General features: G+C 60.8%; 12 protein-coding genes and 2 pseudogenes. 5 read left to right on the forward strand and 9 right to left on the reverse strand.

What is annotated here, in order from left to right; all coding sequences use genetic code 11:
- The coding region (locus ACPYOJ_RS24145) for an FAD/NAD(P)-binding protein (protein ID WP_481418498.1) at window positions 1-492 on the reverse strand (492 nt) is incomplete at its 3' end.
- A gap of 238 nt (window positions 493-730) precedes the next feature.
- Window positions 731-1,681 (reverse strand): cupin domain-containing protein, encoded by a 951-nt coding sequence (locus tag ACPYOJ_RS24150; protein ID WP_481418499.1) that lies wholly within the window; start codon window positions 1,679-1,681, stop codon window positions 731-733.
- Window positions 1,682-1,839: 158 nt separating this feature from the next.
- On the opposite strand from ACPYOJ_RS24150, the gene ACPYOJ_RS24155 reads away from it, so the two are divergent.
- From ACPYOJ_RS24155 to ACPYOJ_RS24165, 3 genes are all read left to right on the forward strand, one after another.
- On the forward strand, window positions 1,840-3,243 hold the full coding sequence (locus ACPYOJ_RS24155) for an FAD-dependent oxidoreductase (RefSeq protein ID WP_481418500.1): 1,404 nt from the start codon (window positions 1,840-1,842) through the stop codon (window positions 3,241-3,243).
- Window positions 3,244-3,355: 112 nt separating this feature from the next.
- Window positions 3,356-5,317 (forward strand): ABC transporter ATP-binding protein, encoded by a 1,962-nt coding sequence (locus ACPYOJ_RS24160; RefSeq protein ID WP_481418501.1) that lies wholly within the window; start codon window positions 3,356-3,358, stop codon window positions 5,315-5,317.
- A gap of 115 nt (window positions 5,318-5,432) precedes the next feature.
- Complete coding sequence (locus ACPYOJ_RS24165) at window positions 5,433-7,340, forward strand: ABC transporter ATP-binding protein (RefSeq protein ID WP_481418502.1); 1,908 nt, start codon at window positions 5,433-5,435, stop codon at window positions 7,338-7,340.
- Between the two features lie 275 nt (window positions 7,341-7,615).
- On the opposite strand, the gene ACPYOJ_RS24170 is transcribed toward ACPYOJ_RS24165, so the two are convergent.
- The 3 genes from ACPYOJ_RS24170 to ACPYOJ_RS24180 form a co-directional block, all read right to left on the reverse strand.
- The gene (locus tag ACPYOJ_RS24170; protein ID WP_481418503.1) at window positions 7,616-7,978 is read right to left on the reverse strand and encodes a hypothetical protein; all 363 of its coding nucleotides are present in this window, start codon (window positions 7,976-7,978) and stop codon (window positions 7,616-7,618) included.
- A gap of 371 nt (window positions 7,979-8,349) precedes the next feature.
- Window positions 8,350-8,751, reverse strand: a complete 402-nt coding sequence (locus tag ACPYOJ_RS24175) for a hypothetical protein (protein WP_481418504.1) — start codon at window positions 8,749-8,751, stop codon at window positions 8,350-8,352.
- A gap of 332 nt (window positions 8,752-9,083) precedes the next feature.
- Window positions 9,084-9,464, reverse strand: coding sequence for an ACT domain-containing protein (locus tag ACPYOJ_RS24180; protein ID WP_481418505.1), 381 nt, complete (start codon window positions 9,462-9,464; stop codon window positions 9,084-9,086).
- A gap of 149 nt (window positions 9,465-9,613) precedes the next feature.
- On the opposite strand from ACPYOJ_RS24180, the pseudogene ACPYOJ_RS24185 reads away from it, so the two are divergent.
- Window positions 9,614-9,754, forward strand: a pseudogene (locus ACPYOJ_RS24185) (ATP-binding protein); the annotation flags it as partial.
- A gap of 253 nt (window positions 9,755-10,007) precedes the next feature.
- On the opposite strand, the gene ACPYOJ_RS24190 reads toward ACPYOJ_RS24185, so the two are convergent.
- Together ACPYOJ_RS24190 and ACPYOJ_RS24195 are read right to left on the reverse strand one after the other, a co-directional pair.
- The gene (locus ACPYOJ_RS24190) at window positions 10,008-10,214 is read right to left on the reverse strand and encodes a hypothetical protein (RefSeq protein ID WP_481418506.1); all 207 of its coding nucleotides are present in this window, start codon (window positions 10,212-10,214) and stop codon (window positions 10,008-10,010) included.
- A 156-nt stretch (window positions 10,215-10,370) separates the two neighbouring features.
- Window positions 10,371-10,811 (reverse strand): pseudoazurin, encoded by a 441-nt coding sequence (locus tag ACPYOJ_RS24195; protein WP_481418507.1) that lies wholly within the window; start codon window positions 10,809-10,811, stop codon window positions 10,371-10,373.
- Window positions 10,812-10,866: 55 nt separating this feature from the next.
- Between ACPYOJ_RS24195 and ACPYOJ_RS24200 the strand changes: the two are divergent.
- A pseudogene (locus ACPYOJ_RS24200) lies at window positions 10,867-10,974 on the forward strand (IS481 family transposase); the annotation flags it as partial.
- Here ACPYOJ_RS24200 and gorA read toward each other — a convergent pair.
- Together gorA and ACPYOJ_RS24210 are read right to left on the reverse strand one after the other, a co-directional pair.
- Window positions 10,973-12,370, reverse strand: a complete 1,398-nt coding sequence (gene gorA, locus ACPYOJ_RS24205; RefSeq protein WP_481418530.1) for a glutathione-disulfide reductase — start codon at window positions 12,368-12,370, stop codon at window positions 10,973-10,975. The pseudogene ACPYOJ_RS24200 and the gene gorA overlap by 2 nt on opposite strands.
- 169 nt (window positions 12,371-12,539) lie before the next feature.
- Complete coding sequence (locus ACPYOJ_RS24210; RefSeq protein ID WP_481418508.1) at window positions 12,540-12,863, reverse strand: hypothetical protein; 324 nt, start codon at window positions 12,861-12,863, stop codon at window positions 12,540-12,542.
- Window positions 12,864-12,888 lie beyond the last annotated feature (25 nt).

Here is a 12,888-nt window from a genome sequence, read left to right on the forward strand (position 1 = left end):
GGCACTTTCGAGGAGGAAGCGGTTTGCCTGGCCTCTGCGGATAGAGGCAACCGGCTCGGGAGTGACCTGTACGGTGATATCCTTGCGGGTAGCGAGCGCTTCGGAGAAGCGCTGATAGACGTAATCGCTGAAAAGCTCCCTGGGCACGAAAATCTGGCGGAAACCCGGGATCGCCGCGGGCACGGCAGCGCGGAATTCCGCGTTGCTACAGAGCCAGTCATTGAAATCATCGGCATCGCCGAGCGCCACAGAAAGATCGCGGACGCGGCTGTTGAGGATCGTCGAAGCGCGCGCCGACGACAGTGCCTGCCCCCCGCTGACCGAGGAATTCGGATCGAAAAGCTGCAGATGGAACGGCGTCCGCACCGTCTTCATCAAGGCAATTGCGCTCATCATGCCGGAAAAGCCACGGCCAACGATCGCGATCCGCGGTATGGCCGAACGAGGGGCGGCCGCATTGATTTTCGAGGCAAAAAGGCTCTGAACCGTCATCTCAACTCCCTTGCGGTCTGTGCCCGCATCGCGTCTCGATCAAGGTTTCAACGCAGGAATACCAGCTCATGCGTTGATTAGGTTCGCTAGTCACAACGAGTGAAGCTTATTGGTTCGCGCCGAACCGGGCAAAAGGCGCACAGGCCATGCCGCACGCGGCGGTATAGTCTATTAAACTAGTCGTGTATCAAAGCGCGAAAAAGGGCGGGTGGCAAGTTTTTTGTTTCCGAAGCCTCCCTCACGCCAGCGATGCGCGGCGCCATTGCGCCGGCGTGAGCCCCATCCGCTGTTTAAAAACCCGCTGGAATGCGGCCTCGGACTGGTAACCGGCGGCCTCGGCCACTGCCGCCGTGGAAACGCCCGGCTGCTTCAGCCTATTCGCGGCGATCGTCATGCGGATATCCAGGAGCAGATCGGTCGCACTGCGGCCGAGCTTCTCCTGAAAATGCCGCGCCAGCGTCGCCCGCGACATGTTGCAGAGGCGCGCGAGCGCCGGCAGCGTCCATGGCTCCTCCGGCCTCTGGAACATGGCTGCGAGCGCCGGCGCAAGGCGCGGATGACCGGCAAGTGACAGGAGGCCGACGGGCGCCTCCTGCGTTTGTCCGGCCATGCGCAACGCCAATGTAAAGAGCGCGGCCGAGAATGCATTCAGCATCGCCTGCCCGCCCAGGCTCTCGCGATCCGATTCCCCGCGCATGAGGGAAACGAGGGCTGCCAACTGGTCGCTCGTCGCTCCCTCCTCGCCCGCCCGAGACTGCGCCTGCCCACGTACGATCATCACTGAAGGCAGGTAGCTGCCCAGCAATCGATCATGCGGAGAGGCGAGAATGAAGCGGCCGCAAAGCAGGTCCAGGCGGTCCTCCGTTCCCGCATTGTCGCTGAATGTTTGATTGACGCCGGGCCGATATCGCACCGGAAGGGGGGTGGCGCCGCTGCCGTCGTGCAGCCGATGGGCCGCACCGGTCGGAAGCAGCACGATATCGCCTGCCTCGAGACGCCGCCGCGGACCGCCGGCGAAATCCTCAACGATCGCGGAGCCGACAAGGACTACATGATAGGGGATCTCTCCGGGTGGTGAAGGGTCATAGACTACCTGCCACGGGGCGCCATAGAGGCAGCGGACCTCCACGCGGCCGCTGACGGGCACCATGTGAAGAAGACGGCTCAGCCAATCGATGGGAGGCGACATTTTGAACCTACGATGATGAGACGAATGAGCATGTTATTGAGCTGCGATAATATTACACAACTCACAACCTTTTCGTAAAGTGCCACTGTAATCAATGGCCGTTGTGAACGTCAGCAATCGAGCCGCTTCAACGGATGGCAACTCAGGAGGATTAACTCATGTCCCAGACTGAAGAACATTTCGATATCGTGATCCTAGGCAGCGGCCAAGGCGGCAAGCTGCTTGCCTGGCACCTTGCCCGCTCCGGCAAGAAAGTCGCCGTCGTCGAGCGCCGCTGGGTCGGCGGTTCATGCCCGGCGGTCGCTTGTCTGCCCAGCAAAAACGAAGTCTGGAGCGCGCGGGTGGCGCATCTGGTCCGCAACGCCGATCATTTCGGCACCGTCACCGGCCCGGTGGCGACCGACATGAGGAAGGTGCGCGGTCGCAAGCAGGACATGGTCGAGCGTGAGATCGACTTCCATCTGAATGCTTATCGCCAGAGCGGCGCGGAACTGATCATGGGCAGCGGCCGTTTCGTGGCGCCAAAGACCATTGCCGTTACGCTCAACGAGGGCGGAACCCGCCTGCTGACGGGAGAAGAGGTCGTCGTCAACGTCGGCTCGCATGCGGCGATACCTGATATTCCGGGCCTCGAAGCCGCCAGGGCGCTGACCCACATCGAGGCTCTGGAACTTGACTATCTGCCGTCGCATCTGATCGTGCTCGGCGGCGGCTATATCGGAATTGAGATGGCCCAGGCTTATCGCCGTTTCGGTAGCCGCGTGACGGTGATCGAACCGTCGCGTCAACTCATGAGCCGTGAGGACGCTGACGTCGCCGAGGAAATGAAGAGCATTCTGACGGCGGAAGGCATCGAGGTGCTGCTGGAAACGCAGGTGACAAGCGTCCGTGGTCTTTCAGGCGACAAGGTGAGCGTGACAGTTCAGGGCCCCGCGGACGAACAGGTGATTGAAGGCAGCGATCTGCTGGTAGCGGTCGGTCGCGTTGCCAATACCGCCGATATCGGCGTCGACAGGGCCGGTGTCGAATTGGACGCCCGCGGCTTCATCCGCGTCAACGAGCGGCTGGAAACTACGGCTCCGGGCGTCTGGGCGATCGGCGAAGCCGCAGGCAGCCCGCAATTCACCCATGTCTCGGTCGACGACTTCAGGATCGTCAGGGACAACATGGCCGGCGGCAACCGCCGGACGGACGAACGGCTGGTTCCCTATGTGATGTTCACCGACCCGCCACTCGCCCGCGTCGGCCTGAGCGAAGGCGAAGCGCTGCGCGAGGACATTCCGATCCGCGTTGCGAAACTGCCGATGAGCAGCGTCCTGCGTACCGAAGCGACCGATGAAACCCAAGGTTTTATGAAGGTGGTGGTCAGCGCCGAAGACGACCGTATCCTCGGCTTTACCATGATCGGCTCCGAAGCCGGCGAGGTGATGGCCGCCGTCCAGACGGCGATGCTCGCCGACCTACCCTATCCGAAGTTGCGAGATGCAGTCATAGCGCATCTGACGGTAGCGGAAGGGCTGGGACCGCTTTTCGGCAGCGTGCCGGCCAGATCCGCCCGGTGATGACGCACTAGGCGCGCCGGGACAGCGAAGCGCATATCGCTGTCCCGGCCCGATCGCCGGTCTTTTAAGGAGGGATGCTCACGATAAAATAACCAGATGGTGAATTCTTTACTTGAACGCTCAGGTAGAATCGGCAAAAGTAAGCGCGCTAACAATCCCTTCACCAAATCGTCTTCTTTTCGGGCCAGCGTCCGACCCATACATTTTTGGAATTACTACCGTGAGCAGCGATGCGTCGATACGCGCGACGAAGCCTTTGGCTTCGCTTGCGCTTGTGAATGCGGCAGGCTGGGGCAAGGGCCTCTATACTCTGGTCCGCATTACCGTCATGGCCTTTCGTCACCCCTGGCAAGCGGGCCTCGCCATCGGCGCAACCCTTGTAGCATCCACATTCCAGCTTCTGATCCCGCGCCTGCTCGGCCGGGCCGTGGACCACACGCAGGTTGCACTGACCGGCGGGGCGGCCGGGCAGATGGCCCAGGATGCGCTGCTGACGACGGCACTGCTTCTGCTGGGCGCCAGCGTGCTGCGCGGCATCTTCACGATGGTCCAGAACTATTACAGCGAGTCCGTCGGCCACCATATGGGTTACGAGCTACGGCTCGCCTGTTACGAGAAGATCCAGCGGCTCTCCTTCAGCTTTCACGATACGGTTCATTCGGGTGACCTGATCACCGTCGGCTTGCTCGATCTCGAAGGCGTGCGGATGTATTTCTCGACGGCGCTCGTGCGCGTCTTCCTGCTTTCGATGCTGATCGGCATCGGCGCCTACATGCTGATTTCGACCGATGTCGTTCTCGGCCTTTTGGCGCTGAGTTTCGTGCCTTTCGTCGGCTGGCGATCGTCGGTGACGCAGCTCCGGCTGCGGGCCACATGGCTGGACCTGCAAGAACGGCTTTCGGTGCTCACCCGCATCATGGAGGAAAATCTCGGCGGCATCCGCGTCGTCCGTGCCTTTGCTGCGCAGGAGCACGAGCTTTCCAAATTCGAGAAGGCGTCGGAAAATGCACTGGCGCTCGCGCACCAGCGCGTCGGTATTCGCGTTACCAATACCAGCGCCATGACCTTTTCCTTCTTCGCCTCGATGGGGCTTGTGCTCTGGGTCGGCGGCGAGAAGGTGATGGCAGGCGAGATCACCGTCGGCACGCTTACCTCGTTCCTCACCTTCATGACGATCCTGCAGATGCCGGTGCGCCAGCTCGGCCTGATGGTCAATGCCTTTGCCCGTGCCTCGACTTGCGGCACACGCCTCTTCAACCTGCTCGATCTCGAGATCGCCGTGTGCGATGCGCCTGATGCAAAAGAGTTGAAGGTCACGGAAGGTACGCTCCGCTTCGAGGATGTCGATTTTGCCTATCCGAGTTCGGAAATGCATCAGGTGCTGCACGGCATTACCTTCGAGGCAAAGCGCGGCGAAACGATCGGAATCGTCGGGCCGCCCGGCAGCGGCAAATCGACGATCGCCCATCTGATCCCGCGCTTTTATGACGTGACGAAGGGCCGGATCACCATCGACGGGCAGGATATCCGCAAGGCGACCTTGCAATCGCTCCGCCGCTCCGTTGCTGTCGTACAGCAGGATTCCTTTCTCTTCACCACCACGATCGAGAACAACATCGCCTATGGCGACCCGTGGGCGAAGGAGCAGCGGATCGAGCGGGCGAGCGAAAGCGCACAGCTGCACAACTACGTGCTTGGGCTGCCGACCGGTTACGGCACCGTGGTGGGCGAACGTGGCGTTTCGCTTTCCGGCGGCCAGCGCCAGCGCCTGTCGATCGCCCGTGCACTGATGCTCCGGCCGGCCGTCATGGTGTTCGACGATTCGACTGCCGCGATCGACGCGGCAACGGAGCAGCGTATCCGCACCGCGATGCGCAAATATGCCGCCGACCGCGTGACGATCATCGTCGCGCACCGGCTGAGCTCGCTGATGCATGCCGATCAGATCCTCTTCGTCGAGGAAGGCCGCATCGTCGAGCGCGGCACGCACGAGGAACTGCTCGTCGCCGGCGGCCGGTACAAGGCGCTCTACGATCTGCAGGTGCGGCCGGGCGACGACGCGCTGAGCGCGTAGTAATGAGCAGCGGCCTGCGGTGCCGCCCCCTCATCCGCCCTTTCGGGGGTGCGCGGGCACGCCAACAAATAAACCCAGGCAGCTGTGAGCTAGCCTCGGGACCAGGGAGTGTTATATGGCCGAAGAAATGGAAACCGAACGCCCGGATCCGCGCGAGGACGGCCGCCGCCCGCCGCGGGCAGTCGTCGGCTCGCATCGCGTCGAAGAGGAGATGTTCGGCAAGGCCTTCGACGGCAACATCATCAAGCGCATCTGGGCCTTCGTCGATCCCTATCGCGACAAGATCGTCTGGTCGGTCGCCGCCGTTTTGACGTTCACGGCGATGCAGCTCCTCATCCCGCTGATCATCCGCTATGCGATCGACCACGGCATGCGGCAAGGCGGCAATTCGGCCGCACTTACCTGGTCGATCGTCGCTTTCCTCTGTGCCATCCTCGTCAACTATGCCGCCAGCTACGCGCAGGAAACACTGGTCGGCGGCGTGGCGGAAAACGTGCTCTTCGATATCCGCAAGGCGATGTTCTCGCATCTTCAGCGCGTCTCGCTGTCCTTCATGGACAAGACCGAGGTTGGCCGCCTGATGTCGCGCCTGCAGGGCGACGTGAACTCCATGCAGGAATTTCTCGAGACGTCGGTGCTTTCCGTCGGCGATATTGTGCTGCTCTTCGGCATCGTCGGCGTGATGCTCTATCTCGACTTCAAGCTCGGTCTGCTGACTCTCTCGGTCCTGCCCGTGCTTTTCGTCGTCCGCCTCTTCTGGCTGCCGCTCGCGCGCAAATCCTTTATGGCGGCGCACGAGACGAACTCGGTCGCGGCCGGTGCGCTCGCCGAAGCAATCCATGGCGTGCGCGCGGTCCAGAGCATGGACCGCCAGAGCGTCAATTTCACGCTCTATGACGACAAGGCGCATGCGAACCTGAAGACGCACCTGACGGCCGCCCGTTACGCTCAGGTGATGGTGCCGATCGTCGATTCCTTAACCGGCGTGGCGATGGCGCTGGTTATCGTCGTTGGCGGCGCGCGCGTCCTGAACCAGGCGCTGGACGTCGGCGTTCTCGTTGCCTTCCTCTTCTATATCCAGCGCTTCTTCGACCCGATCCGCTCGCTCACGCTGCAATATTCCGTCATGCAGCGCGCCATGGCTTCCGGCCAGCGCCTGACCGAGGTTCTCGACGTGGCCGTCGACATCAAGGACGCGCCGAACGCGAAGGTGCTCTCCAGGGACATGGACGGCTCGGTCGAATTCCGCGATGTCGTTTTCGGCTACAATCCAAAGCATCCCATCCTCAAGACCGTCAGCTTCAAGGTGAATCCCGGCGAAACGGTTGCCCTCGTCGGGCCGACCGGTTCCGGCAAATCGAGCTGCATGTCGCTGATCCACCGGTTTTATGATGTGCAGCAGGGCCAGGTTCTAGTCGGCGGGCATGATGTTCGCGAGCTGACGCAGGATTCGCTCGGCGACCAGATTGCGATGGTGTTGCAGGAGCCGTTTCTGTTTACCGGCACCGTGTTCGAGAACATCCGCTACCACAAGACAGAGGCAACGCGCGAACAGGTGATCGAAGCGGCGAAGGCCGTCGGAGCGCATGAATTCATCATGCGGCTTCCGCAGGGCTACGACAGCATGCTCGGCGAGCGCGGCGGCAACCTTTCGCTCGGCCAGCGGCAGCTTCTGAGTTTCGCCCGCGCGCTCGTCGCTGACGCAAAGATCCTGGTCCTCGACGAAGCGACGGCGAACATCGACAGCTATACGGAAATGCTGATCCAGAAGGCGCTGGTGAAGCTTCTCGAAAACCGTACCGGCCTCGTCATCGCCCACCGGCTGGCGACGATCCGCGAAGCTGACCGGATCATCGTCCTGCAAAATGGCGAGCTCATCGAGAGCGGCAACCACCGCCAGCTGATGAAGAATGGCAAGCTCTATTCGCGGCTCTACAACCTGAACTACGCTTCGTTCGACGACATTCCGGAGGAGGTGTTGGAAGCCAATGAATTTGATCCAAAACGCGTGAGTTTGACCTAACCCCGCGGCCGCTATGTCTCCGAGCTCCCGATGGAGGTAGCCTATATCCATTTCGGCTACGCCAAACACATGGTGATCCACATGTAGGGCTGAACTAACAGCCCCGATTGGCGTGCAAGTCACAGATCAAAAATTGGGCTTCAGCCGCTGCCACGCGGGTTCAGCGTTGAAGCGAACGCGACGAATCGCATGAGCTGCGAAATCTCGTCGAAGGGTCGCTTTGCAGGGGGCTGAGGAGCACGGCGTGATCGCGCCGACACCTGCAGACCTGCCCCTCACACAAATCCAATATGCTCGCCGAAGGGAACGGCATCGTCCAAATTTCCCGTTCCTATACGGACACTCTCTCCCGACAGGCGCTCCTCCTCAGTATTTGCTTCGTGCGGATGAATACGCGCGGCCGGATGATTGGTGTGCCGCTCCGATGCCCGATCTTTTTCGCAAGAATCAGATTCAAGATCTTCCTTTCGCTTCGCGGCGGCGCGCTCCTCTTTCAATCGCTCGAAACCCGCAGTGATCTGCGCCTGCCGCTCCGCGACCAAGGCCCTGTCAGGTTCGGAGTCTATCGAGGTGCTGTGATTCGCGTGCGTGGGAGACGAAGGAGATACGGCTGATGTCGCGGCGACTTTGTCGACCATGAAGATCTTCCTCCAAAATGCTTGATCCGAGCAGCGCTGCCCGTCAATGGTGCGCCAGGGCAAATGCTGGCCGCTCGTATCTGGCTTACTCCCGCGGCTAAAACAAGAGAGCGTCAAGGGTCATCGTTTGACAAGCCGAGACCGGCGCGTCGGTGAGCATGGAGCGGCCTAGTGCATGTTCACTGCACCGGCCGCCGTGACCCATCTCAGGCGCCGCAGGCTCGGCTTCACTTGGTGGTCGCGGGCGACCTGTGGGCCACGACCACCAAGTGAAGACCGCGGACTGCAAAGATGCCTAGCCTACACTGTTGCGGCTCCGCGGGGGCGGCTCGCCCCGACGAGCTCTTTACAGTCGCCGGGCAGCGGGCGGTTCAAATTGCGTCGCGGCTGCCCATTGCACCATGCATCGAGATCGACCGCTCAGGGGCATTGAATACCGAAGTGGTGAGAAGAACAGCGACGCCGAGAACGCCGTAGTACCATCCGTCGATGCCGGTGAAATCGAACGCGAAGACCGCGCCAAGGAATACTATTCCAACCGCCCGATCGACCCAGAGGTGGAGCGAATAGGGAATTATCTTGATGAGGCCGGTCGGATGGTCGGTCAGCAGGGGCAATATTAGCGCCGCGACCCCTGTGATGACGGAAAGCCACATGGCGACCGGACCACTTTGACCAAGTTTCAAAACGAACGGCGCGACCAGCAGGATAATCGCGACGGGATAGTCGATGAGGTAGGCGTGGATGGATTTGGTGACGAAGCGGAACGGCATGGTGGGTTCTCCAGGCGGGGGTTGATAGGTCCTGATCGAATTCGCACCGTCGAAATACTGGCAGTCGTCGAGCCCAGATTAAGCTAGCCCTTCGGCTTGCCCGACGAGCGCCAGATATATTGAGTACGGTACCAGTTGAAGTTAGTCTTCCGCCGAATGGTTTAGAAATGACCGCTTGTTATCGTTTTCATTCCATCATCCCGTGACGCTCAACTGAGCGGACTCATCGATCGGGAGCAGACACCTTGGCATAGTCCCGCATCCACACGCATCGCAGCGATATCCGTCCTGAGCGCCAACTGATCCGTCTCTCGCGCGCCTGCCGCAGTCCGTTATGCGACGCGGTGCCCGGCGGCGGTGAGGAAGTCAACTGTGGCCGCGGCGTCGCGGCTCGGCACCAGAAGATAGTTCCCGTTAAAAGTGGAGACCGCGAGCACGCCGATGCTGTTCTCCGACACCGGCTTCACGATGGAGAGGACGCTGCCCGTCTCCCCGAACGTGACCGGGTCGACCACCTTGAAGCAGGCCCACTCGCCTTCACTCTTCACGGTCGCGGGCACGCGCTCCCGCAAGCAGATCACAGACAACTCGTCTTCGCCACGGCTTATGTTGACGAAGCCCGCGCCGTCGCACCACGAGGGGATTGGCGCGAGCACAGGGAGCTGGGCGATCGTGTATTCCCCAAACAGTTTCTTCAGTTCGACTGTAGCCACCCCGAAATCCTCTCGTCGCGTCAACGGTATAACCCTTTCCCCAGAAAACACTGTCCCCGCACAATGCGCTGCGTCCGGAAATCCAAAAGGCGTGTCTCAAACGCGGTAACATGCTGGCCCGACATGGATTTTAACTGCTCCCAGCGGCGTTGCGGTTTCTGCCGTTCGCACAGGCTGGAGGCCAACCCCTGTTCCGTCTGATCCGTAGGCTTCATCAGCGCACCTCGATCATCGTCACTGCGAAACGGGCCTTCGGCGAACGGCCGTCCGCATTCGGCGACGCCAAAATGCCATCGACCAACGAATTCGCCTGATGAAGCGGATCTCACTGGGACGTGATCACCGCGCCCCGTCACGGATGGTTGTCTGTGAATACAGAAGATCACAACCCAGCTTTCCTCGGAGCGACGTTCCCCGAAAAGGCCGTAAACGGGACGTTCGGAATGGAAGCGGGACGCATCCATGTTTAGGAAAGCAAGTCGATATTCAAATCCCATCAAGAGCTTCTAGACAGGTTGCAAGGGCGAAAGATCGCTCACGCGGCTACGCAAGGAAGGCTGCGGCTCCGCTCTCCAATTCAGCGAGTAGCAGTGTCAGTCGCGCGATTTCGTCCTCGTGTTCCGCCACCCGTTGCGCGATGAGGGTCTCGTCCTGCTCGGCCGCCGCCAGTTCTCTCAACTGTCGCAACCCGTCTCGCTCGATGGAGATTCGCTCCTCGATTTCATTTATCGCATCGGTGACATCGCTCATTGGCGGTCCTTCAGTTAATTATTTAATCTGCGGACAGGCTTCGCTTGCCCTAGTCATTTGGGAGGAGCATGGCGATGGCCGGCCCACAATACCCACCTTAATCGGCCGACGCCGCGGCGGATCGCAGCGCCGGCACTCAGGTGGCAGTCACAAATGTCATTGCACCTGCGAAACCAGGGTATCCATTCGCTTTTTGGCCATCGGGGGCATTTTCGCCTCCCGCGCCGCGGCCTGGTTCACCGGCGTGTTGCCGACTTCGATCAGGCCGACCATTCCCATTCCGAAATGAGGCTGACAGCGATAGCCGTAGAGGCCGGGCTCCTGAAAAGTTACATCCAAGGCCTTGGAAATGGCGCCCTTCAGTGGTGCCGCTCCATCCGGAAGCATGCCGGGTATCGTATTGACATTGTGCCCTTTATCGACCGGCTTGAAATGCACCGTGTCCCCCGGCTGAATATGCAGGAAGGCCGGCTCGAACGACATCGCCTGTCCGTCACTGCCCTTGTTCAACATTTTGACCTCGTACTCGGCGGCCCGGGCTCCCGCGGGAGTGAGGATCGAGAGCGCCAAAAGCACGGTGAAACTGAGGGTTTTCATTTTCGATTCCTTCGTTATTTGGGGTGGATAAACATGACTTACTAAGGGCGGGTTGAAGCGTTGCGGGATCGATCTGAAGACCGTTGCCCAATGGAAGAAGCGCGTGTCCATTGCCGATCTTCCGACCGGTCCGAAAGACCCGAAGTCAACGGTTCTGTCGACTATCGGCGATCGTACCGGACCGTCGGTGTCTGCATTGCAAGGAGTTCCTCGCTGAATGTGGGATGCACGGGCATGGTCGACATGAAGTCCGCCCGCGTCGCGCCGCTCTCCAATGCAATCGACAGGACTTGGATCATCTCGCTTGCGTCTTCGGCGAAGAGATGTACGCCGAGAATGCGGTCACTCTCACCGTCGACCACGAGCTTGAGCAGTGCGATCTCGCAGTCTCCGGTTACACCTGCCGCGAGCGGGCGGACGCGCGCTTTGTAGACGTCAACGACAGCGTATTGGGAGCGTGCCTCCAGTTCCGTTAGTCCGACCGTTCCAATCTCCGGGGTCGTGAATACGGCCGTCGGCACGTTGGCGTAGTCGACCCTCCAGGGCTTGCCCCCAAAGACGCTGTCGGCGAAGGCATGGCCTTCGCGGATTGCCACCGGCGTCAGGTTGAATTGGTTCGAGACATCGCCTACGGCAAAGATGTTGGAGACGCTGGTGCGCGAGCTCGCGTCGACGATGATTGCACCTTTCTCATCAGTCTTTACTCCAGCGCGGTCCAGTCCAAGCCCGATCGTGTTGGGCGCCCGCCCGAAAGCCATTAGCACCTGATCGGCATTGAGGCGCGCGCCCTGCTCAGTGACGACATCGATCGTGGCCGGCCTTTCTCCCTCACCGCCCACCTTCCCGGGCGCCATGCGCTTGATGCTGTCACCCAGCAGCACCTTGATCCCGCGATTCGTGTAAGACGCCGTAATCGCTTGACGCACGTCTTCGTCGAAGCCGCGCAGGACGTTGCTTCCGCGGCACACGACCGTGACGTCACTGCCAAGTGCCTCGAACAATCCCGCAAACTCCATCGCAATATAGCCGGCACCACCGACGACAAGGCGTCGCGGGAACTCCTTGAGGTCAAAGGCTTCGTCAGAGGTGATGCCCAACTCCATGCCCTCGAATGGCAGAAGCTCGGGCTTGGCGCCAGTCGCAATCAAGATGATGCCGGCGCGGACGCTGCGCCCGTCGGCGAGGCGCACCGTGTGTGCGTCCTCCAGCGTCGCGCGCGAATGGACTACCTCTACGCCCGACTTGGATTGCCCTTGCGCGTACAAGCCCTCCAGACGAGCGATTTCCCTGTCCTTTGCCGCCACCAGCGAAGGCCAATCAAAACGGGGAAGCGAGATCTTCCAGCCGAAGTCCGCCGCCTCGTCGAGGGCGTCGCCAAAACGACTCGCGTGAACAAAGAGTTTCTTGGGCACGCAGCCCCTGATGACGCATGTCCCGCCTAAACGGGACTCCTCCGCGAGCATCACGCGCGCGCCGTGGCTTGCGGCGACGCGAGCCGCGCGAATCCCGCCGGATCCCCCGCCGATGACGAAAAGGTCAACGTCGAATTCGGACGACACGCCTTCTCGCGACGCGGGAATCTCTGCAGACAGTGAGGGGACTTCGAGCCCCTGTTCGGAGTCTAAGTTGTTCACGTTGGTTCCAATCGGTTCGTATCAAGTGCCGGCTAGCCATCCCCTTCGCATTCCGCATGAGATGGAGAAGCAGGTCATTCTCGGAGCGCCGCGCCTAGACGCGCGGCTTAGCCTCAGTGGAGTGGCGTGCAACCGCGGCGATCTTCTCGGGCAGGATGCCAAAAAAGGCGACGTCCAACCCGAGCGCCGCGACCAACAGGCTCTCGGCACCGCTGAGGTTATCGCGCAACTGTGTGCTGATCTCGCCAGCGGTCAGTTGCGATTCGACGAACCAAGTGCCGGTCCGAAACTCGACCACGTCCTCGCCGAGTCGCTCGAGCTCTCGCTGGATGTCGTTGTAGTTACACATGACTCCCCGATTGATATCGTACTGGAACAATACCAGGAAGGTTGTCTTCTCATTGTTTGACGGACGCATTTGGCGCCTCCTTTGATAAGGCCGT

The sequence above is a fragment of the Rhizobium sp. SVR5-9E genome (assembly GCF_056755095.1).

Coding starts and splice junctions, on each gene's coding strand:
- ACPYOJ_RS24150 (WP_481418499.1), bottom strand. CDS start 1,681: ATGTCGCCTCCCATCGATTGGCTGAGCCGTCTTCTTCACATGGTGCCC.
- ACPYOJ_RS24155 (WP_481418500.1), top strand. CDS start 1,840: ATGTCCCAGACTGAAGAACATTTCGATATCGTGATCCTAGGCAGCGGC.
- ACPYOJ_RS24165 (WP_481418502.1), top strand. CDS start 5,433: ATGGCCGAAGAAATGGAAACCGAACGCCCGGATCCGCGCGAGGACGGC.
- ACPYOJ_RS24170 (WP_481418503.1), bottom strand. CDS start 7,978: ATGGTCGACAAAGTCGCCGCGACATCAGCCGTATCTCCTTCGTCTCCC.
- ACPYOJ_RS24175 (WP_481418504.1), bottom strand. CDS start 8,751: ATGCCGTTCCGCTTCGTCACCAAATCCATCCACGCCTACCTCATCGAC.
- ACPYOJ_RS24190 (WP_481418506.1), bottom strand. CDS start 10,214: ATGAGCGATGTCACCGATGCGATAAATGAAATCGAGGAGCGAATCTCC.
- ACPYOJ_RS24195 (WP_481418507.1), bottom strand. CDS start 10,811: ATGAAAACCCTCAGTTTCACCGTGCTTTTGGCGCTCTCGATCCTCACT.
- ACPYOJ_RS24210 (WP_481418508.1), bottom strand. CDS start 12,863: ATGCGTCCGTCAAACAATGAGAAGACAACCTTCCTGGTATTGTTCCAG.